The organism is Salinadaptatus halalkaliphilus, from assembly GCF_006543045.1.
GTDB lineage: Archaea > Halobacteriota > Halobacteria > Halobacteriales > Natrialbaceae > Salinadaptatus > Salinadaptatus halalkaliphilus.
This window is the reverse complement of the sequence record NZ_RBZW01000031.1, coordinates 20,398-41,083: the sequence shown is the minus strand read 5'-3', so window position 1 is coordinate 41,083 and position 20,686 is coordinate 20,398. Positions and strand designations below refer to the sequence as shown.

The window sequence follows — 20,686 nt, the reverse complement described above, 5'->3', positions numbered from 1 at the left end:
TGCGTGTCAGAGGTATCCCAGATCGGCCAGCCGCTCTTTCGTGCCGGCTCGCATCTCGACCGACCCGTCCGCGCCCACGTCCTCGAGCGGGTCGAATCTCGCCTCGAGCCGACCGCGGAGGTCCCGCACGCGATCGGGGTCGTCGTCGGCGAGGTCGGTTCGCTCGTTCGGGTCGGCCTCGAGGTCGTGCAGCCGCTCGAAGCCGTCGTCGGCACGGACGTACTTGTACTCGCGCGTCCGGACGGCTCGCAGCCGCCGATCGAAACGTCGGACGCGGTCCGGTATCTCGCCGAACCGGTCTTCGAGGCGCTCGATCGAGGGCTGGGGGGAGACGTACTCGGCGAAGACGGCCTCGCGTGGCTCGGCGGCGGTCTGTGGATACATCGACCGCCCCGAGGACTGCCCGCGAAGCGCCGGGTCGTCGACGCCGGTGGCTTCGAGCAGCGTCTCGGGGAGGTCGAGCAACTGGACGAGATCGTCGCGGCGGCCGCGGCCGGTGAACGCCCCGCCGTGGGCGATCAGCGGAACGTGCAACAGCGTGTCGTAGAGGTTGTACTGGTGGCCGAAGAAGTCGCGCTCGCCGATGTGCTCGCCGTGGTCGCCACAGACGATCAGGAGGGTCTCCTCCCACTCGTCGGCGTCCTCGAGGGCGGTTCGAAGCGCGGCGAGCTGGTCGTCGACGTAGGCGAGTTCGGCGCGGTACAGCCCCCGCAGGAGCGCGAACTCCCGATCGGTGATCGCGTAGTCTTCACAGTCGTAGGCGCGAGGATCCTGCCGGATCGCGATCGCATCCTGGTAGTCGGCGTCCGCCGGGAGAAACCGGTCGGCGTACTCTCGGGGCGGGTCGTAGGTGACGTGGGGCTCGATGTAGTTACAGAACAGGAAAAACGGTCGGTCGTCGTCCCGGCTCGAGAGCCAGTCGGCGATCCAGGATGTCGATCGGTCGGCGCCGTCGTCGCCGGCCGGCTGGAGCAGTTCGCTGTAGCAGATGTTGGTCGCGTTGACCAGCGGGTTGCCATCGAAGAGTCGCTCGCGGGTCGCCTGAAGCTTTTCGCGGAGGTTTTCGCCGCGGACGACCGCGCCCATGTCGGCGTCGGACTGGATGTACTGCCAGCCTTTGCGCAGCGTCTCGAAGCCCCGGTCGAAGCCGAACTCCTCGGTGATCCAGGTGTTGTTCGAGACGCCGACGGTTTCGTAACCGGCGTCGGCGAACGCGCCGGGAAGCGTCCGCAGATCGTCGTCGAGATAGGTGTGCCCGCCGTGAGTCCCGTGTTCGGACGCGTACAGCCCGGTAAACAGCGATGCGTGTGATGGGAGCGTCCACGGTGCGGTCGCGAAGGCGTTCGAAAACGCCGTTCCCTCGTCGGCCAGTCGACACAGCGTCGGGGCCGTCGTCGGATCGACACTCCTGGCTCGAGCCGTATCCAGTACGACGAGTGCGACGTTCCGCGGATTCGTGTGTGGGTCGTTGTCACGTCCGTTGGGTTCCGCCATAGGGTTGACCTCGCCACTCGTGGGGAAGGCCACCAGCCCGGAGTATGCAGGTGATTCACGATATCGAGACGGACGTATCGCCGCGTATCTGTCTACGGATCGACCGATTTCGCAACGACCGGGTTATATACGCGCTTGCCCGCATACCAGCGACCGATGAGCGATGTCGTGAGTCTTGGCAGCGCCAACGTCGACCGAACGCGATATCTCGACACCGAGAGCATCCGGGCTCTCGAGTCTCGATACGACTGGTTTCCCGCGGCCGGCGAAACCGTCCGCGTCGAGGAGAGCCCGTCGCTGCCGACCCTCGAGGACGACGCGTATCGAAACGTCGTCGGCGGGAAAGGAGCGAATCAGGCCGTCGCCGCGGCACGTGGCGGGGCCGATAGCGCCTTTCTGGGCTGTGTCGGCACCGATCACACGGAGTACGGCGTCCTCGAAACGCTGGCCGACCGCGGCGTCGACGTCGGCGGCGTCCGAACCGCCGACTGCGAAACCGGGAAGGCCTACGTCTTCGTCGACGACACCGGCGAATCCTGGATCGGTATCGTCGACGGTGCGAACGAGGCGGTCGACCCGGACTACGCACGAGGCCAGTACGACCGCATTCTCGCGGCCGATGTCCTCCTCCTCCAGAACGAGATCCCCGTCGCGACGATGGACGCGGTGCTTGCCCGTCTGGCCGACGAATCCGAGCGCCCGACCGTGATCTGCAACCCCGCGCCCGCCGACGGCGCCGCCCCGCTGCTCGAGCGAGCCACGATCGACATCGTCGTCGTCAACCAGACCGAGTTCGCAGCTCTCGAGGACGCCCTTCAGTCGTTCGACGGGACGATCGTCCGGACCCAGGGCGGCGACGAGGTCGTCATCTCGGGCACGCGGTCCTACCGCCTGACGCCACCGGCGGCCGACCCTGTCGACACCACCGGCGCTGGCGACGTGTTCTGTGGCTACCTCGCAGCGATGCTCGCCGACGGCGCGCCCATCGAACGCGCGGCCGACGTCGCGACGACCGCCGGCTCGATCGCGACCGAAACTGAGGGCGTCCAGACGGCGATCCCGACGCGAGAGATGGTCTTCGACGCCCTCGAGAACGGGCCGGCGTCGACGGTTTGAGTGCCTATCGACTGTACTGTGATCGGGTGGCTATCCTACGGCGTGGGCTCGGCGACCGAGAGCGTGCGCTCGAGTGAGGCCGACAGCACCTCGTGGTAGCGTTCGTAGTCGGCCTCGAGGGCGACGGCGCCGTTTGGCTCCTCGCCGGTCACCCCGATCGCGTCACAGACGAGTTTCCCGCGGGCGATATCGGAGTCGGTACCGACGGTCATGTAATAGGGTTCGATCTCGAGGATCGACTCGTCGACGAGCCAGGCGATCGCCAGCGCGTCGTGGATCGCGGCGGTTTCGATGTCGTACCGGGCGAGCTGGTCCTCGTCGTAGTAGGTGGGCCACGCGGCGAGCGAGCGCTCGAGCGGGCCGTCGCGGGTGAGGCCGTCGACACGTTCCGGCGGCAGCGTCGCGTGGGTCGTGACGTCCAGCCCGATAATGGTGGGTTCGGCGTCGCGAACGGCCCGATAGGCCGCTTCGGGATCGGAGTGAAAGTTCGCCTCGGCCAGCGGCGTGACGTTGCCCGGATCGAAGGCGGCCCCGCCCATGACGACGAATTCCTCGAGCAAGTCGGGGAGGTCGGGTTCGATCGCCAGCGCGAGTGCGACGTTGGTCAACGGGCCGATCGCCGCCAGCGTCAGCTCGCCCGCGTGGCGTCTGGCCTGCTCGACGATAAACTGCGCGGCGTGGGCCTCGACGGGCTCGGTCGCCGCCGTCGGTGCCGGCAGGTCGCCGGTGATCCCGCCCTCGCCGTGTACGTGCTCGGCCGTATTGAGATCAGCCGTCAACGGTCGGTCGGCCCCGCGGGCGATCGGCACGTCCGTCCGACCGACCAGCTCGAGGATCGATCGTGCGTTCTCGGTCGTCGCCGCGACCGGTGCGTTTCCGTGAACCGTCGTCAGTCCGACGACCTCGAGAGCGGCGTGCTCGAGGGCGAGTGCGAGCGCAACGGCGTCGTCACAGCCCGGATCCGTATCGATCAGCAGTGGCCGTGTCATGCAGAGTGATCGGCCACTCGGGCACATAAAACGCCGGATCCGCTGTGTCGGAACCTGTAGCCGAATGGGAACGCCTGCGATCACTTGCCGGGCTCGGGAGTGACGGCCCGAACGATCATGCCAGACGATGTCGACGATCCGACCGGGGAACTGCCCGCGACCGCCGGCGAATTCGCCGAGCAGTACCCCGAGGTCTGGGAGGCCTACGCCGCCCTCGGCGACGCGAGTGCCGATGCCGGCCCAGTCGAGTTTGATCGCGGACCTGACCGACGAACAGTGACCGGCCGTCTCCGGCCGGCGCGAAGCCGACGGCCCTAACTCCCTGGCCCGACTCACTCGAGTCGATGCCACTGCGCGCGTTTCGGATCGCCTACGACGGCCGTCCCTACCACGGCTTTCAGCGCCAGCCCGACGTCGACACCGTCGAGGATCGACTTTTCGACGGCCTGCGTACACTCGAGGTACTCGAGGCAGATGCGTCCAAACCCGCGGGCTACGCCGCGGCCGGCCGAACCGACGCGGGCGTCTCCGCGCTGGCCCAGACGATCGCCCTCGAGGCACCCGAGTGGCTCACGCCGCGGGCGTTGAACGCCGAACTGCCCGGTGACGTACGGGCGTGGGCGGTCGCCGATCCGTCGGCCGACTTTCACGCGACCCACGATGCGGCCCGACGGACGTACACGTACCACCTGTACGCGTCCCCTGTCGAGGGACCGCAATCGGACTCGGCGACGCGAGACGACGCCACCGTCGACGACGACCGGTTTCGCACCGCCTGCGACGCGCTGTCGGGACCACACGACTTCCACAACCTCACGCCAGACGACCACAACACCGAGCGTGCGCCGACCCTCGAGGCGACGCGGGACGGCGACTACCTCGTCGTCACCGTCACCGCTGGTGGATTCGCCCGAGAACTCGTCCGTCGGCTGGTCTCGCTCGCGACGGCCGTCGCTACCGGCGAGTCGTCGCTCGAGGCGATCGACCGCGCGCTCGAGCCGGATCCGCTCCCCGGTCACGAGGGAATCGCTCCCGCGCCGCCGGAACCACTCGTGTTGACCGACGTCACGTATCCCGACCTCGAGTTCGAGGTCGACGCCGAGGCCGCCGAGAGCGCTCGTGCGGTCTTTCGGCGCCAAGCGATCGCCCGGCGGACGGGCGCTCGCGTCGCCCAACAGCTGACGACGGGGATCGCGGCGGACCGATAACGCCGGTTCGGCAGTGCTTCTGTACGGTCTGGTGTCGATCGTCGCCGGTGCAGCCGCGACCGTCCGGTGGTTGTACCGGCAAGCCGGTACAGTAAACCGTATTAGGGACAGCCGTACATCACGAGCCATGGAACTGTCGCCCGAGGAGTACGGTGCCTACTGGCGAGCGTCGATCTACGTCGCAGCGGGTATCCTGCTGGTCGCGCTCAGCTATCGGTTCGTGATCGTCGACCTCTTTGGGTTCGGGAACGCCGGCGCACTCATCATGGGGCTCGTGCTCTTTGGCGCCATCGTCTTTGCGGGGACCTTTCTCGTCATATTGGGTCTCGCTCGCCTCGTTCGAACCGCGATCGACGCCGAAATGCGGGGTTGACGAGATCGGCCCCCGCGTCGTCTCTCGGGGCGACGGAGCGACAGAAATATAGACATTCCAACCGTTACTCGAGTCATCGTCGTTCCTATGGTTCCCAACAGGAGATGCCGGATCGGTGAGCGGCCGTGAGTCGCGTTCGAACGATCGCTCGCGCCGACCTCGAGCGGTGTTTTCGGTCACGGACGGTCGTGGTCGCGACGGTGGTGTTCGTCGCCGTTGCGACTGTAACCTGGCTCCCGTGGCTGTTCTCGCCCCACGCCCAGGCTGACGATCGGCCGCTGTTGTTGGCGCTTCGTCAGGTCACCCTCTGGACGTCGCTTTTCGCGCTCGTCCTCGGTGCAGTGTCGCTAACGGATACCGCCGACTCGAGTCAGTTCCGAACGGATACGTCGCCCAGTGGCGCCGGGATACTCGAGGCCGTTCTCGGAACGCTACTCGGCCGGCTGATCTTTCTCGCGGGCGTCTGTACGATACTGGTCGCGGTGTTGGCCGCACTGATCGGGGTCTACCTCGAGTCCGTCGCCCCAGCATCGATCGTCGGTGGCCTCCTCGCGCTGGTGTTGTTTGGCGGGGCCTGGCTCGGGCTGACGGTCGGCCTCTCGGCGTGGCTCGAGACGGTGACCCGGACGGTCGGCGTCGCGATTGGCTGTCTCGTCGTGCTTGGCTTTCTGTGGCACCAGACCGCCGTCGCGCTCGTCTCGGTGCTTCTCACCGGCGGGTCGACGCCGCCCGTCGAGGGACCGACGCTACTCGCGAGCCTCGAGGAGCCGACCTGGTACCTGTACGCCACGCGCGTGAGTCCGTTCGACGCCGTCGAGGGGGCGATCTACTATCTACCGCGGACGCTCGAGGTCGCCGTCGGTGGCTCGACGACCGCGCCACACCTGCCGAACCTGTTCGGGCTCGCCGTGCTCGGACTGTGGACGATCGGACCTGTCCTCGTCGGACAGCGGCTGGCCAAGCGCTGAGCCGACAACGGGTGTCAGTTCTCGACCGGTAGCACGTCCGTGGCTGACGCCGATCGAATCGCCACCGGCCGATACCTATCGAACCGCGACCATCACACGCACGTTGTTGAACACGGCGTACAGCCCGACGAGCGCGATGCCGGCAGGAACGAGCAGTCGTGCTCGCGTCCCCTCGAGGGCGACGTAGCCCGCGTAACACACTGCAAGGAAGACGAGTTTGAAACAGCTGAATCGCCACCACGAGGGCGGCTCACCGAGGATCAGTTGCGCGCCGGCCTGTCCCTCCTCGAGATCGGGAGAGCGCAGGCCGACCATCGTCGTCACGAGATCGCCGACGCCGTAGGCCGCCACCGCGAGCAGCCAGAGCCCGGTGGCAAGCGACGACCAGCCGAGCGCGACCCCGACCACGACAGTCACCAGATAAATTCTTCGTTGGTCCCGGCGTCTGCGGGCGTGGCGGCTGTGCCGGCGTCGTCGCCTTCGCGTTCCCGCTCGGCTGCGACGGCCCGCGCCTGGAGGTCGTCGATCCGGGGCACCGTCGTGACGTTCGAGAGCAGGACGGTCGCCGTGATCGTCGACGACCGAGTCAAGGGCTCGTCACCCGCGAGGATCTCGACGGTGTCGGTCTCCTGCTCGAGCCAGTAGCGAGCGCTCTCGAACCCCTTCCGTGAGACCGCAGCGGGCGGCCCCGAGAGCACGACGAGCGCTCGATGGGTGCTCGCGACGTCACAGGGCAGTGTCAGCCGCGACTCGACGGCACTCCGGACGAGACGTTTGATCGCCGCCGCGTCGGTCTGGTTGTTCTCGATCTCGCCCTGGAGCCGCCGTGCGAGCGCGTCGGGGAGCCACGACGGGCGGGGCAACCAGGGCAGCGGGCCGTCCGTTCGCTCGAGTTCGAGCGTCGCCTGGCCGATCGTGGAGACGCCGCCCGTCTCGAGGGTGCGGGCGATATCGCTCGCGTCGATCCGGTTCTCCGCCAGGGTGGTCGACTCGAGTTCGTTGGCACCGAACAGCGAGTGGACGTGTCTCGCAGCGGCGTCGTCGATCTCGTCGTAGGGATCGGACGTGTCGTCTTCGTCTCGATCGTCGTCGACGGCGGTGTCGTCCCCGTCCTGGTCGTCGGCTGACTCGGTCGCGGCGTGTTCGTCATAGGTTACCGTCGAGCGCCAGCTCTCGTTGTCGAAACAGACGACGTTGTCCGCGATGGTGACGAACGATTGTAGCGACCGCATAGCGGTGTGTATCCGTCGGTCGGACTCGTCGTCGGTCGGGAGCAAGCCGACTGCGTACACCGGCTTCTCGAGCATCGTCTGGAGTTCTTCGAGGACGATCGCGCCGGCACCGCCGCCGGTACCGCCGCCCAGTCCCGCGACGACGAGGGCGGCGTCGACGTCGGTGAACGCGAGGTCGTCGAACGCGCGGCGGATCTCCTCGACGTCTTCTCGGGCGACCTCGGCGCCGAGGTCGGGATCACCCTCGAGGCCGTCGTCGCCGACGTTGGGGTGGATATCGCCGAACACCGATCGTCGCTCCTCGGGGACGAACTCGAGGGCCTCGAGCGTCGTCTCGGTGGTATCGAAGACGAGTGCGTTGCCATCACAGAGGGTGCGACCGGTCGCCGACTCGCGATCGACCAGCCGGTCGACGACCCGCGAGCCCCCGCGACCGACGCCGATGAGAGCGAGTTTCATAGCTGAGAGACACCTAGCATACCCTTCGCGCGGTCAGACGACCGGATCGAGTTCGTCGTCGTCGTCGGTGATCAGGTCGTTGATCTCCTCCTCGCGGACGGCCTCGAGCTCCGCGATCTTGTCCTGTGCGTCGACGGCCTGGTTCTGGATCTCGTCGACCCGCGGCGTCTCGGTCACGTTCGAGAGCAAGACGACCGCCGCAAGCTCCGGTGAGTTCGGTCGCGGATCGTCGCCCGCGAGAATGTCGACGGTGTCGGCCTCGGTCTCGAGCCACTGTCGGGCGCTCTCGATTCCCTTCCGGGAGATGAGTTCGGAGGGCCCCGAGAGGATGATCAGTGCCCGATCCGCACTCGAGACGGTACAGGGGATCGTCAGCCGGGAGTTGACCGCCCGACGAACCAGTCCCTTGATCTTCGCGGCGTCGGTCGACTCGTCGAGTGCCTCTCCCTCGTCGCGGAACCGATCGAGGAGGCCCCCGCCTTCCGTGCGGACGGTCGTCGAGGCGTAGCCGATCGAGGAGACGCCGCCCGTATCTAACGTTCGCATGATGTCACTCGAGTCCATCGCGTTCTCGGCGACCTCGGTTTCGTCGATCTCGCCGGCGGCCAGCAGGGTCACCAGCCGGATCGCGAGTTCGCGGTTCATCTGCTCGTAGCCTTCCTCGATGGTCTGGCCGCGGGAGCGCCAGGCGTCGTTGTCGAAGGCGACGAAGTTGTCCACCTTTTGGACGAACGACTGCAACGATCGTGCGGCGTTCAACGCCGGGCGGCCGCCTTCGTACTCGCCGGGGAGGATACCGAGGCCGTAGACCGGCTCGTCGTACATCTTCTGGAGTTCGTCGATGACGACCGGCCCCGCACCGCTGCCGGTCCCGCCGCCGAGTCCAGCGCCGACGAGAATCGCGTCGACCTCGTGGATGTCGATATCGTCGAACGCGCGCCGAATTTCGTCGATGTCGTGTTTGGCGACCTCCGCGCCGACCTCGACGTCGCCGCCGACGCCGTGGCCTTTGGCTTTCTGGTGGGTGTCGCCGATGAGGACGCGCCGGTCTTCGGGGACGTAGTCGGGCTTTGCGAGGTCGGTCCTGGCGGAGTTGATCACCAGGACGTGCCGACAGAGATTTCGACCGGTCTCCTGCTCGAACTCGAGCATCCGGTCGATGATCTTGCTGCCGGCGTTTCCAACACCAATTGTCGCGAGCTTCATACACCGCTCATACGAGTCCTAGGATAACTCATTTTTGCTTGTATGTGTACATTTCCGACAGGCGATCGGAGCCGGAATCGGCGTCGAGAGCGATAGTGAACCGACAAATCCGGCGACTGGGGACGAATTCTCACCACGTGTGTCATCGAATCTACTCGAGGCGGTACCGCAATAGCGCAGCGATCCCGCCGAGGTTCGACAGTTGCTGGCCGGGCGGGAACTCGCTCGAAAAGACGGTCACCTCCCCGCCTTTCTGTTCGGCCGTGCGGACGATGTCGTCGACGTCGACCGCCCAGTCGCCGTCAGGTCCACGCTCTTTGCGGAGGCGGTCGTCCAGGACGAGCAAGCGGTCGATCGCACCGAACTCGGCGGCTTGTTTCACTTCCTCGGGGCCGTAGGCCGCCTTCGCGCCGTCGGCGATTCGCCGCGTGAGTTCGTCGATGTACTCGGCCTCGCTCTCGATGCGAGTCTCCTGCTGGACATCGGCGACTGCGCCGCGTTTGAGGACTTCGTGGACCCCGCGATCGCCGACGGCCGCCGCATCGACCATCGTGATCTGCTCGGTGATTTCGGAATGGTTCTGCTCGAAGTACTTGTAGGCGTCCTGTTTCGTAAAACCGGGGCCCGCGAGGATGATCGCGTCGGCGTCCTGGCGCTCGAGGACCGTCCCGAGTTCGGCGAACAGCTCCGAGCGCCCGCGGGCGTACTCTCCCTTGCCCGTCGTGCCGGTGATCGTCGCCCGCTCCTCGGTACCGTACTGAGCCACCGTGTGGACGTGGGCTTGCCCCTCCTCGACGGTGGCGATCGCGACATCGGGATTTTCGGTGGCCTCCTCGGCCTCCTCGAGGCGGGCCTCCTGATCCGGTTTGAAGTACTTCTCGATCGATAGCTCCTCGCGTGCCTCGACGTTCAACGTATGGTGAAAGCCCAGCTGGTCCTCGCGCGAACAGGCGACGATCTCGCCGCCGACCCGCAGCCGGTTCGCGAACCGGTGAAATTCGATGTCGTCGACGGCAATGGCGACCCACATGTGCTCGCGCTCACCGCCCGTATCGCGCATCTGGTCGTCGTTGCGCTGAATCCGCCGGGTCGTATCGCCCGCGACGCGATCGCCGGGCTCGAGGACGTACTGCAAATGCCAGAGATCGTCGACGCTCTCGGGGACGACCGTCACCCGCTTGCGTCCGCCCTCGATCTGCTCCCGGTCTTTGATCTGCATAGCCGACGGTTTGGGCGGTGGCGATAAGTGGGCTGCGATCCCTCGAGGCCGCCGTCCAGACAGCCGCCACTGGCTATCGGTTCAGCAGTCGGGCGAATAATTCCTGCTCTGAATGGTAAAATGTTATTAAATACGGCCATCAATAGTCCCCGTATGGCAACTGAACAAAACGTTTCGGCGGTCGAACCGGCGGCCACGACGGATACCAGTCTCGGTCCGGATGGCAACGTCGTTGCACTGCTTGCCCACGTATTTACGCCCATTTCGGGGATCCTGGTTTACCTGCTCGAGGAGGACAACGAGTTCGCTCGGTATCACGCCGCCCACAGCGTCGTCTTCGGTATCGGCGTTATCGCAGTGTATGCGACGTTACAGGCGCTGTCGCTCGTGTTCAATACGCTGGCGGGATCCGTCCCCGTCATCGGCTTTCTGCTCGCGCTGTTCGTGACGATCATCGAGATATTCGTCTCGCTGGCGATCTGGCTCGTCGTCTTCGTCGCCTGGCTCTACCTGCTGATCACCGCCTATCAGGGCGAGGCGACGCGGTTGCCGGTCGTCAGTTCCCTCGCCGAAAAACACCTGCTGTAACGCGGTGGATCAGCGTTTCGGACGCTACTGTAGGTCGTCGAACGACTGGACTCGGTAATCGCCGAGCACGCACTGGCCGCGGCGTTCGTGGCCGACGCGTTCGACGTGAATCGCGTCGAGACCGGCGTTCCAGGCCGCACCGACATCGTTCGCGCCGTCGCCCGCGAGCACGCCCCGGTGGCCGTTGTGGGCGACCCCGAGGTCGGCCATCACGCGCTCGACGGGCGTCGGATCGGGCTTCCAGCCCGTCTCCTCGGTACAGCATAGCCGGGTGTCGAACCAGTCGTTGATACCGACGTTCTCTAAGACTGGTTCACAGAGAAACTCCTGGCAGTGGGTCACGAGCCCGACCGGTCCCTCGAGTTCGGCGACGAAGGCGGCGTCGTCGTGGAGGTAGGTCTGTTCGGCCCGGACCAGGGGATCTTCCTCGTCGTGAAACGCCTCCCAGAACGCCGCGGGATCGATCCCCCAGGCCTCGAGTTGGCGGTCGCGCGACCCGGTGAGCCCGCTCCAGATGATGTCGGCTTCTTGATCGGTAAACTCGCGACCGAGACGGTCGCCAACCCGGTCGAACACCTCTCGAGTGTAGGACCACTCGACATCGACGAGCGTCCCATCGAGGTCGAGCAGCCAGAAATCGTAGTCTGCGAGGGCGGCGGACTGCGGTGCCATCGGGAACGAGTACTACGTGGTTCTCGAGTATATGAGTGTTGGTTACGGGAGACGCTGTCGACTACGCCGAACGGACATGGATGCTCGAGCCGAGGTACTTCGAGAGCACCGCCGAGACGGTCTCGGCGTTGAATGCGTCGAGATCGGCGGCGATTTCGGTTTTCAGCGCCTCGAGGTAGGCCTCGTCGACCTGGAGTTCGCGGAAGTCGACGGCCGCCACCGGGAGCTCGAGCCACTCCTCGGCGAGATCACAGCCGTAGGCCTGATCGGCGATCTCGCCGCGCCAGAGCGTATTCCGGAAGAAGAGCCAGCCCTCGGTACCCGGCTCGGCGGCTTCCCGATAACACGTCACCGTCGGCTCGGCACTCGCGGGCTCGATCGAGACGCCTTCGACTGCTGGTTCGATCTGTAGCGTGACGCGAAAGACGTAGTTTCCCTCCATGGACCGTCGGATCGTCGAATCTGGCGCCGCTGCAACGGCGGTCGGCGACTCGAGCCGTCGTTGAGTCGGCGATCAGGCGTCGCGTTCCTCTCGCTCGGACTCGATCAGCTCGGCCATCTCGGTGTCGTCGTCGGTGATCCCGCCGGCCTCGTGGGAGGTGAGCCGGATCTCGACTTCCTTGTAGCCGATGATGATCTCGGGGTGGTGAAACTGGGATTCGGCGATCTCGCCGACCATCTGGGCGAAGTTGACGCCGTGAAGATAGTCGTCGAACTCGTAGGTACGGACGATCTCGTCGTCGTCGCGCGCCCAGGTCTCGGGCAGCCGTGTCTCGATCTCGTCGTCTGACAGTAAGTCGCCCATAGCTGATCGAACGGAGGCCACTCAAATAACGTTTGTGCCACCGTCGTTTTGGCAACAATTAACCGTTCGGTGGATCCCAGACGGACTGTTGGCCATCGTTGCTGGTGCAACCGCGATGTCCTGCGGTTGTACCGGGTGATCGTGACACCAATCCGCCTCATACGGATTACTGTACGTCGTTGCCGGCCCACCCGCGACTCGGGCGGCGGGTGGGCCGGTACATCGGTACAGTAAACCGTCTCAATCGTCGTCGGCAGTTTCGCTGTAAGGCTCGGCCTGCTGGCCGGTGCCGAACGTCGGCGCCAGTCGGCCGTCGTCGAACTCGGGGTTGAACAGCTGCAAGGCGGTGTTGATCGTGCTCCAGTCGTCTTCGGCGGCGGCCTCCCGCAAGCTCTTGGTCGGCGGCGCGAGCAACTGGTTGACGAGCGCGTCGGCCATCGATTCGACGACCTCGCGTTGCTCGTCGGTAATTCCCTCAGCCTCGAGTCGGGAGAGCGCCTGCTCGAGTTCGCGAGCTTTCATGCGTTCGGCGGATTCGTACATCGCAGCGATGGCCTCGTCGGCACGCGCGCGTTTGTACTGGTCACAGAGCAACTCGAACTCCCGGTCGACCATTCTTTCGACCTCGGCGGCGGCGTCGGCGCGTTGTTCGCGAGTTGCCTGCGTGATCGTCTCGAGGTCGTCCAGATCGTAGACGGTCACCGGCCCAAGCTCGTCGGCTGCCGGGTCGACGTCGCGTGGTTGTCCGAGATCGACGACCACTTGTCCGGGACCGTCTCGAGCGTCGTCGTTGTCGAGGTGACCGGGAGTGAGGACGGGGTCGTCGCTGCCGGTCGCGGTCACCACCACGTCGGCGGCGGCGGCGGTCGTCGCGAGGGCCTCGAGCGCAACGCCCTCGGCGTCGACAGGGAGTTCGCTCGCGAGATGGTCGGCGTGGGAGACGGTTCGGTTCGCGACGACGAGTTCGTCGACCCCGGCGTCGGCGAGGCTGCGGGCGGCGAGACGCCCCATCTCGCCGGCACCGACGACGAGGCCCGTCGCGTCCTCGAGACTGATCTCGTCGGCCGCGAGTCTGGTCGCGGCCGAGCCCAGCGAGACGACGCCATCGTTGATCGCCGTCTCGGTGCGGGCGCGTTCGCCCACGTGGATCGCCTTCGTCACGGCGGCCTCGAGCATCTCGTCGATGCCGCCGGCGTTGCGGGCGTCTTCGTAGGCCGTTCGAACCTGGCCGATGATCTGATCCTCGCCGAGCACGACTGATTCGAGGCCGGTCGCGACCGACAGCAGGTGGCGAAGGCTCTCGTCGTGGCCAGTGATGACGAGCGCCTGCATCTCGACCGTGTCGAAAAACTCGCGAATGGCTGCTTGCCCGATCGCCGGGTCCGGGGTGACCACGTAGGCCTCGACTCGGTTACACGTCGAGAGGACGTACGCCTCCTCGACCGACTGCAGCGAGCAGAGGGCCTCGACGCCGACCCGTTGATTGTCGGGACTCGCGGCCGCGAGATCGTCGACGCCACCGCTTTGGTGTGTTACGCGTCCAGCGGTGACGACGCCAGTCGACGTCACGAGTGCCCACCCCCAGCCAGTTCCTCGCCGAGCACGTCCTCGATCACTTGGCGAGTGTTTGCAGTACCGCTACGTAAAGCTGTCCAAACATCCGGAGAATTGACGACATCGGTGACGATCTCGCGTCGTCGGCTCGGCGCCACGTCCCGTGATTTGAGTTCGCTCCGAAGTTCATCACAAACGACGGCTACCTCGCCGGCACCCGCGAGCGTCTCCTCGAGTTCCTGGCGCAGGTACTTGCTCAGTGCCGGCGCGGTCCCACCGGTCGAAATCGAGACGACGACGGGATCGTCACGGACTGTCGCGGGAACGACGACGCTACCGGGATCGCGCTCGCCCGCTCGATCCGCGCGGTTGACGAGCACGCCCCGCGCTCGAGCGGCGCGCTCGGCGGCGTCGTTGATCGTGTCGTCGTCGGTCGCGGCGACGACCAGTTCGGGGTCGGTTCGCTCGAGCCAGCCGTCGATAGCTGCGGGATCGGGTGCAGTACGAATCAGTTCGGCCGACCCGAACTCGCGGTCGGCGAACTCAGGGCTGACGACGACGACGTCGGCCTCGCGGTCGAAGCGTCGGGCCTTGCGAGCACCGACGGGACCGCCGCCGAAGACGAGCACCGTCGCGTCCGTAAGGTCGTGCAGGAGCGGAATCATCTCGAGTGGGTCCGTTACTCGCCCGTAACGCCGGTTACCTCGTAACCGAGGTCCCGAACATCTTCGAGGATCGCCTCGTGATCCGCGCTGGCACGATAGTAGATGACGACGTCGAAACTGCCGTCCCGGAGCAGTTGCTGGCACTCCCAGACGAACGCCTCGTCCTCGAGGGTACGTCCCTGGTGCTGATTCGAGGAAAAGTCGGGATCGTCGTTGCCCGAGTGGACGTAGCAGTCAGTCGGCTCGTAGCCCGAGCGGTCGGCGATGATGTCGCCGATGTCGATCGTCGCCTGCATCATCTGGACGTCCTCGCTGCCGTCGTAGTCGGTGTGGACGATCGCGCCGTTGAGGTCGATCTCACCCGGCTCGAGCAGCGCCTTGGTTCGCTGGTAGAGGTCCTCGTCGATCGCGGTGGTCATTGTCGGAACGAGCAGGTCCGGACTGATAGCCATCACGGTTTGCTGAGGCGGCCGCCCCGTCGTTTGGCGGGACAATATTCCTTGGGACGGCCGCCGACCTGTATCCGTGATGACTTTTCTCAGTGACAGCGAGTTACACACAAGACACATATTCAGCGGTGTCGTCACTGCAACTAATGAAGCGGTGGCTCCGGCGACGGGTCGATGTCGTTTACGAGCGCGTCCTCTCGCGGGAACTCTCGGGCGCACCGACCCACGTCGCGGTGATCCAGGACGGAAACCGACGGTACGCCCGTCGTAGCGGCGGCTCTGCCCACGAGGGCCACCGCGCTGGCGTCGAGACGACCGAGCGCGTCCTCGAGTGGTGCCAGGATGTCGGTGTCGAGGAACTGACGCTGTATACGTTCTCGACGGAGAACTTCGATCGCCCCGACGAGGAGAACGAACAACTATTCGATCTACTCTGTGAGAAACTTCGGGAGTTCGCCGACGCCGACCGCGTCCACGACAACGAGGTCTGTATCCGCGCAATCGGCGAGACCGGGATGCTCCCCGACCGGGTCCAAGCGGCCGTCGACTACGCCCAGCGTCGCACGCGGGAGTACGACCGGTTCGTGCTCAACATCGCGCTGGCCTACGGCGGCCGCTCGCGTCTGCTCGAGGCCGCCAGGGGCGTCGCACGCGAGGTCGAATCGGGCGATATTTCCCCCGCCGAGATCGACGTCGAGGCGATCGAACACCGCCTCTACGACCGGCCGGTTCGGGACGTCGACCTGATCATCCGCACCGGCGGCGACGAGCGCACCTCGAACTTCCTGCCCTGGCACGCCAACGGGAACGAGGCCGCCGTCTTCTTTTGTACGCCCTACTGGCCGGAGTTCTCGAAAGCCGACTTCCTCCGTGCGGTTCGGACCTACGAACACCGCGAGGAATCCTGGCGACGAACGCGGGCCCGACGGGCGCTTGCCTTGCTCGGCGCGGTCGGCGACGCGGACCTCCCCGAAGCCCGATCGATCGTCGACCGGTTCCGGGACTCCCTGCCGACCGGCGAGCGACCCGAGGGCCGTCTCGAGCCACCAGCTGACGAGCCCGACGCGAACGGCACCGTCGAGAGTCTCGACTCGAGCGGATCGACCGCCGACTGATCCCGGGATATCTCGAGTACTGTTAGATCACAGTACCAGCAATAGCAGCCCGTAGGCGATCGATCCCGCCGCGAACGGCCAGAAGCGACTCTCTCGCGTTCGAGGAAGTTCGTCTTTGATCGCGTTGAAGACGATGCCGCCGGTCAACAGCGCCAACAGGAGGGCAAGCGTGACCGGGTCGATCGTGTAGACGACGCCGACGCCGGCGCCGACGAGGACCGCCCCGGTGAGTATCCAACGGCCGAGTCGCCGGTAGGCGTCGCGATGGTGGCCTTCGAGGCCGGTGTCGTTGCCGAACAGGTGTGCCGCCATCGCGATCGCAAACAGTGTCGTGTTGTCCGCACCGGTCTCTCCCTGGACCAGCGCGTAGCCGATGAAGGCGTTGTAGACGGCGAAGGCGCCGATGTGAACCCAGAAGACGGGCTCGGTCTGCCGTCCGCTACCGATGTCGTGCGTTCGGGTGATAATCGCGAGTCGCTCGAGACCGTAGAAGGCGGCGAGCCCAACGAATGCGACGGCATAGACGTGGTGGGCAGCCAGCGACCACTCGAGGACGGCCACCCCCTCGAGGGCCTGCTGGCGCTCGTCGAGTTCGGGGAAGAGGTGTACGAACGCGTAGACGATCGACACGCCCCCGGTGGCAGAGAGGACGTTGTGTCGCGAGACGGGGACGGAGATGGGCACCTCGTCGGGGAGGAGGTGGACGACGGCAACGATCGCTACGAGGAGCGCGACGAGAAGCGAGTCCGCGGTGACCGCCCACGCGAGCGACGCCATCGATGGTCGTTGCTCACGATCGGGACGGCTGTCACTTTCGTTGCGAGTGCCGGGTCGATGTCATCGAGTGCATATCGGGCCGTCACGATGAGGGGACCGATGCCGAGTTACCGACCGAAGCGCCGCGATCGGTTGCAGTACTCTCGTACTGCTCGCAGAAAGTCTCGCTTGCGGAAATCCCGCCAGTTGACGTCCGTGAAGTACAGTTCCGAGTAGACCGACTGCCAGATCATGAAATCCGAGAGCCGTTCGGCGCCGGTCTTGATGACGAGGTCCGGTTCCGCCGGGAAGACGAGGTGGTCTTCGACGTGTTCGTCGTCGATATCGTCGGGCTCGAGACCACCGCCGTCGACGGCTTCGGCCATCGTCTGGACGGCGCTCGTGAACTCGTGTTTGCCCCCGAGTCCGATCCCGATTCGAATCGGGGCGTCGGCCTGCGAGCGGTCGTCCGGGCCGCGGACGGCGATTTCGCGGGGTGCATCGATCGCCTCGAGTTCGCGCCGTAGTGCGGGGACGGCGCCGGTATCGAGGACGCTTACGTAGACGGTCACCTGCGAAGCGTACTCGACGGCCCACTCGAAGAAGTCCGTCAGCGTCTCGTAGGCGCCACGCTCTAACAGATCCCGCTCGGTGATGATCAGTGCGACGTGGTCGGGCGGGTCGCCGTCGTGGCGACGAATCCGACTCGCGAGATACCGTTCGTACAGTCCCACGGTAACTGGTTCGATAGCCGATACTATACCGGTTACGGGTTGTGTGCGTTTCGTCCGTTTGCAGTGCGAGAAACGGTCCACAGACGTTGATACGACCGATACCGTCGTGCCACTGGTTCGGGAACCTTCAAGTAACCGCCACAGAAAGAGTTCGATATCGTGACTACACCCGTTCGGCGAGCCGCCGTCTTCGCGATTCTCGCGACGCTCTCGCTCGCCGTGCCGCTGTTCGGGCCGGCCGTCGGGGCCACACTCGCCGCGATCGTATTGGTCGGGGCGTTCGTCCTCACCGACGGGCCGCTGTTCGATCTGCTCGCCTATCCAAGCGACTACGAGGACGGTCGACTCTACGGGCTTCTGACGTTCGTCCTTGCCGCCGTCGTACTCGGTCTCATCGCGGTGACAGCGTCCCTCTCGATCGCCGTCTTCGTCGGAACGGTCCTGTTGATCGGCTACGGCAACCTGGGTGAACGACTCGCCCGCTTGCGAACCGACACCGAGGTGGTCGTCGTGACCACCTTCTGTCTCGTTGCAACGCTCGCAGCGACTGCCGGCCAACTCGCCACGTTCTGGCTCACTGGGACGGCTATCGAACCGCTGCTTCCGACGGTTCTCTTTCTGGCAGCCAGCGGTACCCTGTTCGCCGCGTTGCTTCGTGACGTCCTCTTGCTCTACGACGATCCGATCGTCATGCTCTCGGTCGGTTTCCTGCTCTGGCTGCTGGTCGAACTCCAGCCGGCGATCGGTGCCGGCGAGATCGCCATCGCACTCGCAGTGACCGTCGCGCTCGGGTACGCCTCGTTTGCCCTCGGCACGGCGTCGATCGCCGGGATGCTAACGGGCGTTCTCCTCGGACTCGTGACGATCGTTCTCGGCGGCTACGGCTGGTTCGTCGTCCTCATCGCCTTCTTCGCGATCGGCGGCCTCTCGACGAAATACCGCTACGAGCGCAAGGAAGAACTCGGCGTCGCCGAGGCCAACGACGGCGCCCGCGGCAGTGGGAACGTACTCGGTAATGCCGCGGTCGCACTCGTCGCCGTGTTGGGCTATGCCGCCAGTTCGGCGGCGCTTCTGCCGGCCGATCCGAACCCCGCCCTCTTTCTGTTCGCCTTCGCCGGCTCCGTCGCCACCGCGATGAGCGACACCCTCTCGAGCGAGATCGGCAGCGTCTTCGAGCGACCGCGACTGATCACCACCCTCGAGCCCGTCAAGCCCGGCACCGACGGCGGCGTCACCTGGCAGGGGGAGGTCGCGGGGATCGCCGGCGGCGCCATCGTCGCGCTCATTTCCTACGTGCTCTTCCCGGAAGTCGACGCGGTCGGCGCGGCGATCATCGCCGCCGCCGGCTTCGTCGGGATGACCGTCGACAGCTTGCTCGGGGCGACGTTGGAGGGGTCCGTGCTGGGCAATCAGGGCGTCAACTTCCTCGCGACGCTACTGGGTGCGATCGTCTGTGCACTGCTGGTGTTTTCCGTCGGCGTACTCGGTTGAGACTTACGGATCGTCGGATTGCGGGACTGGAGGCGTTTTCGCGATATCGCTTGCGGCGTGTACGGCGACGCTGGTTGGTTTCTTGGTGAACTGCCCGAGCGATCTGGCGACGATCCGCTCGACGCCGCGATCGGCGGCCAGATCGAGTAGCCGCTGGCTGAGGATGCCGTCGAGGACGATCGTCACCGGGACCGTCTCGGCGTCCTCGAGCGCGTCGTAGGCGTCGCTCGCGTCGGCGCCCTCGAGTGTCTCGGATTCCTCGTCGAGAAATCGGACGGTATCGGACCCCTCGCGAATGACTGCGCTGGCGTGTTCGTAGACCGTCGCGGGCCCCGGTTGCGCGTGCTCGTCCTCGGCGTCGGCGGAACCGGCCGTCGCTGGCGATCGCGTGTCGTCGGCCGTCGCGGTGTCGGTCGAGGACTCCGTCTCGGTCGTCGCCGCTGCCGTTGCAGTTCCATCCAGTTCAGTCGACTCGGATGTCGCCGTGGCCTCGAGACCGTCGTCGCCAGCGTCGGTCACGTCGGGGTCGTCGACCGTCGGCGACGGCGGAGCGCTACGGGTGGGCGCGGGTGCCGGGGTCGAACTCCCGTCGGTCGCGGCGACGGCTTCGCGGGGTTCGTTCGCGCCGTCGATGATGTCGAAGGGCGTCTTGTTTCGCAGGGCGGCAAACAGCTGGTGGTGATCGAGTTCTTCGACGGACTCGCCCGAGGGCGCAAACGCCACGTAATCGATGTCGCCGACCTGGGCGAGTTCCTCGAGGATGAGGTCACCGCCGCGGTCGCCGTCGAGGAAGGCGGTGACGGTCCGATGGTGGGTGAGTTCGGCCACCGAGTCGGGGACATTGGTCCCTTCGACGGCGATCGCGTTTTTGACTCCGTACTTGAGGAGCGTGAGGACGTCCGAGCGACCTTCGACGACGATGATCGCATCGCTGTCCGTGACGCGGGGGCCGGCCGGGAGTCCCTCGTACTCGGTGATATCCTCGACGCGGACGTGTTCGCGGACTTCGGCGAGGATCTCTTCGGAGGACATGACGCTGTCGTCGAAGCCCGTCTGGAGGAGTTCCTTGGCACGCTCGACGACCGCCTTTCGCTTTGCAGCCCGAACGTCCTCGATCTCGTCGACTGCGAGGGTAGCTCGACAGGGGCCGACGCGGGTGATCGTCTCGAGGGAAGCCGCGAGCGTCGCGGTTTCGACCTTATCCAGACTGGTCGCGATCGTAACGCTGCCGTGGGATTGGCCTTGCGTACTGGCTATTTCGACATCGATACGGCCGACTTTCTGTGACTGGCGGAGATCGCGCAGATCGAGTTCGTCGCCGAGCAGGCCTTCGGTCTGGCCGAAGATGGCACCGACGACGTCGCTGCGCTCGACGACCCCGTCAGCCGTGACGTCCGCGTGAATGAGGTATTTCGAGGTGTCTTCCATGGGAGATCAGCCCCGGATAGGGCGGTGACGCGATAATCGCGTCGGGGGACCGGTTTATCTAGTCGTTGGACCGTGATGGGCAAATAGCTGTTGACCTGTGGAAGAAACCGTTGCCACGTCGTTCGGTCTCGAGCCATCCCGACCGACCGATCGACAGATCAGTAC

Annotated in this window: 23 protein-coding genes; 8 read left to right on the top strand and 15 right to left on the bottom strand. The window is 65.7% G+C overall.

The genetic code is table 11. The annotated features are described in order from the left end of the window. Window positions 1-6: 6 nt before the first annotated feature. Window positions 7-1,494, bottom strand: coding sequence for a sulfatase (locus D8Y22_RS12130; protein ID WP_141464970.1), 1,488 nt, complete (start codon window positions 1,492-1,494; stop codon window positions 7-9). A gap of 156 nt (window positions 1,495-1,650) precedes the next feature. Between D8Y22_RS12130 and D8Y22_RS12125 the strand changes: the two genes are divergently transcribed. After that, window positions 1,651-2,610, top strand: a complete 960-nt coding sequence (locus D8Y22_RS12125) for a PfkB family carbohydrate kinase (protein ID WP_141464969.1) — start codon at window positions 1,651-1,653, stop codon at window positions 2,608-2,610. Between the two features lie 35 nt (window positions 2,611-2,645). Here the strand turns inward: D8Y22_RS12125 and D8Y22_RS12120 are convergent, their stop codons facing one another. Continuing rightward, the gene (locus D8Y22_RS12120) at window positions 2,646-3,599 is read right to left on the bottom strand and encodes a nucleoside hydrolase (protein ID WP_141464968.1); all 954 of its coding nucleotides are present in this window, start codon (window positions 3,597-3,599) and stop codon (window positions 2,646-2,648) included. A gap of 117 nt (window positions 3,600-3,716) precedes the next feature. Here D8Y22_RS12120 and D8Y22_RS12115 point away from each other — a divergent pair, with 117 nt between their 5' ends. From D8Y22_RS12115 to D8Y22_RS12100, 4 genes are all read left to right on the top strand, one after another. After that, window positions 3,717-3,917: a hypothetical protein gene (locus D8Y22_RS12115; RefSeq protein ID WP_141464967.1), complete on the top strand. Its 201-nt coding sequence runs from the start codon at window positions 3,717-3,719 to the stop codon at window positions 3,915-3,917. Between the two features lie 26 nt (window positions 3,918-3,943). Further along, complete coding sequence (gene truA / locus D8Y22_RS12110) at window positions 3,944-4,807, top strand: tRNA pseudouridine(38-40) synthase TruA (RefSeq protein ID WP_141464966.1); 864 nt, start codon at window positions 3,944-3,946, stop codon at window positions 4,805-4,807. A 127-nt stretch (window positions 4,808-4,934) separates the two neighbouring features. Then, window positions 4,935-5,180, top strand: coding sequence for a hypothetical protein (locus D8Y22_RS12105; protein WP_141464965.1), 246 nt, complete (start codon window positions 4,935-4,937; stop codon window positions 5,178-5,180). 125 nt (window positions 5,181-5,305) lie between these two features. Beyond that, a complete protein-coding gene (locus D8Y22_RS12100) occupies window positions 5,306-6,148 on the top strand; it encodes an ABC-2 transporter permease (protein ID WP_141464964.1) in 843 nt (280 codons plus the stop codon). A 75-nt stretch (window positions 6,149-6,223) separates the two neighbouring features. Here the strand turns inward: D8Y22_RS12100 and D8Y22_RS12095 are convergent, their stop codons facing one another. The 4 genes from D8Y22_RS12095 to D8Y22_RS12080 all read right to left on the bottom strand — a co-directional run bounded on the left by D8Y22_RS12095 (window position 6,224) and on the right by D8Y22_RS12080 (window position 10,264). Then, on the bottom strand, window positions 6,224-6,565 hold the full coding sequence (locus D8Y22_RS12095) for a hypothetical protein (protein WP_246084424.1): 342 nt from the start codon (window positions 6,563-6,565) through the stop codon (window positions 6,224-6,226). After that, a complete protein-coding gene (locus tag D8Y22_RS12090; RefSeq protein ID WP_141464963.1) occupies window positions 6,562-7,839 on the bottom strand; it encodes a tubulin/FtsZ family protein in 1,278 nt (425 codons plus the stop codon). Before D8Y22_RS12090 ends, D8Y22_RS12095 begins: the two co-directional genes overlap by 4 nt. 33 nt (window positions 7,840-7,872) lie before the next feature. Next, the gene (locus tag D8Y22_RS12085; protein WP_141464962.1) at window positions 7,873-9,045 is read right to left on the bottom strand and encodes a tubulin/FtsZ family protein; all 1,173 of its coding nucleotides are present in this window, start codon (window positions 9,043-9,045) and stop codon (window positions 7,873-7,875) included. 151 nt (window positions 9,046-9,196) lie between these two features. Beyond that, entirely contained in the window at window positions 9,197-10,264 is a 1,068-nt protein-coding gene (locus tag D8Y22_RS12080) for an mRNA surveillance protein pelota (protein ID WP_141464961.1), read from the bottom strand. A 153-nt stretch (window positions 10,265-10,417) separates the two neighbouring features. Between D8Y22_RS12080 and D8Y22_RS12075 the strand changes: the two genes are divergently transcribed. After that, window positions 10,418-10,852, top strand: coding sequence for a DUF4870 domain-containing protein (locus D8Y22_RS12075; RefSeq protein WP_141464960.1), 435 nt, complete (start codon window positions 10,418-10,420; stop codon window positions 10,850-10,852). Between the two features lie 24 nt (window positions 10,853-10,876). On the opposite strand, the gene D8Y22_RS12070 is transcribed toward D8Y22_RS12075, so the two are convergent. The 6 genes from D8Y22_RS12070 to D8Y22_RS12045 form a co-directional block, all read right to left on the bottom strand. Beyond that, entirely contained in the window at window positions 10,877-11,524 is a 648-nt protein-coding gene (locus D8Y22_RS12070; RefSeq protein ID WP_141464959.1) for an HAD family hydrolase, read from the bottom strand. Window positions 11,525-11,585: 61 nt separating this feature from the next. Then, complete coding sequence (lwrS, locus tag D8Y22_RS12065; RefSeq protein WP_141464958.1) at window positions 11,586-11,966, bottom strand: LWR-salt protein; 381 nt, start codon at window positions 11,964-11,966, stop codon at window positions 11,586-11,588. Between the two features lie 72 nt (window positions 11,967-12,038). Then, a complete protein-coding gene (locus tag D8Y22_RS12060; protein WP_141464957.1) occupies window positions 12,039-12,329 on the bottom strand; it encodes a 4a-hydroxytetrahydrobiopterin dehydratase in 291 nt (96 codons plus the stop codon). A 240-nt stretch (window positions 12,330-12,569) separates the two neighbouring features. Then, the gene (gene hemA / locus D8Y22_RS12055) at window positions 12,570-13,898 is read right to left on the bottom strand and encodes a glutamyl-tRNA reductase (protein ID WP_141464956.1); all 1,329 of its coding nucleotides are present in this window, start codon (window positions 13,896-13,898) and stop codon (window positions 12,570-12,572) included. After that, entirely contained in the window at window positions 13,895-14,548 is a 654-nt protein-coding gene (locus tag D8Y22_RS12050; protein WP_141464955.1) for a precorrin-2 dehydrogenase/sirohydrochlorin ferrochelatase family protein, read from the bottom strand. Before D8Y22_RS12050 ends, hemA begins: the two co-directional genes overlap by 4 nt. Window positions 14,549-14,562: 14 nt before the next feature. Then, window positions 14,563-14,967: a DUF5778 family protein gene (locus D8Y22_RS12045; protein WP_141464954.1), complete on the bottom strand. Its 405-nt coding sequence runs from the start codon at window positions 14,965-14,967 to the stop codon at window positions 14,563-14,565. Between the two features lie 176 nt (window positions 14,968-15,143). Between D8Y22_RS12045 and uppS the strand changes: the two genes are divergently transcribed. Continuing rightward, window positions 15,144-16,112 (top strand): polyprenyl diphosphate synthase, encoded by a 969-nt coding sequence (gene uppS / locus D8Y22_RS12040; RefSeq protein ID WP_141464953.1) that lies wholly within the window; start codon window positions 15,144-15,146, stop codon window positions 16,110-16,112. Between the two features lie 27 nt (window positions 16,113-16,139). Here the strand turns inward: uppS and D8Y22_RS12035 are convergent, their stop codons facing one another. Then, on the bottom strand, window positions 16,140-16,889 hold the full coding sequence (locus D8Y22_RS12035) for a hypothetical protein (protein ID WP_141464952.1): 750 nt from the start codon (window positions 16,887-16,889) through the stop codon (window positions 16,140-16,142). A gap of 107 nt (window positions 16,890-16,996) precedes the next feature. Then, window positions 16,997-17,602, bottom strand: coding sequence for an undecaprenyl diphosphate synthase family protein (locus D8Y22_RS12030; RefSeq protein ID WP_141464951.1), 606 nt, complete (start codon window positions 17,600-17,602; stop codon window positions 16,997-16,999). A gap of 159 nt (window positions 17,603-17,761) precedes the next feature. Here D8Y22_RS12030 and D8Y22_RS12025 point away from each other — a divergent pair, with 159 nt between their 5' ends. After that, a complete protein-coding gene (locus D8Y22_RS12025; protein WP_141464950.1) occupies window positions 17,762-19,093 on the top strand; it encodes a DUF92 domain-containing protein in 1,332 nt (443 codons plus the stop codon). A 3-nt stretch (window positions 19,094-19,096) separates the two neighbouring features. Here D8Y22_RS12025 and dnaG read toward each other — a convergent pair whose 3' ends face one another. Continuing rightward, window positions 19,097-20,521 carry a DNA primase DnaG gene (gene dnaG / locus D8Y22_RS12020; protein ID WP_141464949.1) on the bottom strand — a complete coding sequence of 475 codons (1,425 nt, stop codon included), beginning with the start codon at window positions 20,519-20,521 and terminating at the stop codon, window positions 19,097-19,099. Window positions 20,522-20,686: the final 165 nt, after the last annotated feature.

Bases quoted from the DNA above. Each gene is read 5' to 3' on its own strand.
- D8Y22_RS12130 (WP_141464970.1), bottom strand. From the start codon at position 1,494: ATGGCGGAACCCAACGGACGTGACAACGACCCACACACGAATCCGCGG.
- D8Y22_RS12125 (WP_141464969.1), top strand. From the start codon at position 1,651: ATGAGCGATGTCGTGAGTCTTGGCAGCGCCAACGTCGACCGAACGCGA.
- D8Y22_RS12120 (WP_141464968.1), bottom strand. From the start codon at position 3,599: ATGACACGGCCACTGCTGATCGATACGGATCCGGGCTGTGACGACGCC.
- D8Y22_RS12115 (WP_141464967.1), top strand. From the start codon at position 3,717: ATGCCAGACGATGTCGACGATCCGACCGGGGAACTGCCCGCGACCGCC.
- truA (WP_141464966.1), top strand. From the start codon at position 3,944: ATGCCACTGCGCGCGTTTCGGATCGCCTACGACGGCCGTCCCTACCAC.
- D8Y22_RS12105 (WP_141464965.1), top strand. From the start codon at position 4,935: ATGGAACTGTCGCCCGAGGAGTACGGTGCCTACTGGCGAGCGTCGATC.
- D8Y22_RS12090 (WP_141464963.1), bottom strand. From the start codon at position 7,839: ATGAAACTCGCTCTCATCGGCGTCGGTCGCGGGGGCTCGCGGGTCGTC.
- D8Y22_RS12085 (WP_141464962.1), bottom strand. From the start codon at position 9,045: ATGAAGCTCGCGACAATTGGTGTTGGAAACGCCGGCAGCAAGATCATC.
- D8Y22_RS12080 (WP_141464961.1), bottom strand. From the start codon at position 10,264: ATGCAGATCAAAGACCGGGAGCAGATCGAGGGCGGACGCAAGCGGGTG.
- D8Y22_RS12075 (WP_141464960.1), top strand. From the start codon at position 10,418: ATGGCAACTGAACAAAACGTTTCGGCGGTCGAACCGGCGGCCACGACG.
- D8Y22_RS12070 (WP_141464959.1), bottom strand. From the start codon at position 11,524: ATGGCACCGCAGTCCGCCGCCCTCGCAGACTACGATTTCTGGCTGCTC.
- lwrS (WP_141464958.1), bottom strand. From the start codon at position 11,966: ATGGAGGGAAACTACGTCTTTCGCGTCACGCTACAGATCGAACCAGCA.
- D8Y22_RS12060 (WP_141464957.1), bottom strand. From the start codon at position 12,329: ATGGGCGACTTACTGTCAGACGACGAGATCGAGACACGGCTGCCCGAG.
- D8Y22_RS12050 (WP_141464955.1), bottom strand. From the start codon at position 14,548: ATGATTCCGCTCCTGCACGACCTTACGGACGCGACGGTGCTCGTCTTC.
- D8Y22_RS12045 (WP_141464954.1), bottom strand. From the start codon at position 14,967: ATGACCACCGCGATCGACGAGGACCTCTACCAGCGAACCAAGGCGCTG.
- uppS (WP_141464953.1), top strand. From the start codon at position 15,144: ATGAAGCGGTGGCTCCGGCGACGGGTCGATGTCGTTTACGAGCGCGTC.
- D8Y22_RS12035 (WP_141464952.1), bottom strand. From the start codon at position 16,889: ATGGCGTCGCTCGCGTGGGCGGTCACCGCGGACTCGCTTCTCGTCGCG.
- dnaG (WP_141464949.1), bottom strand. From the start codon at position 20,521: ATGGAAGACACCTCGAAATACCTCATTCACGCGGACGTCACGGCTGAC.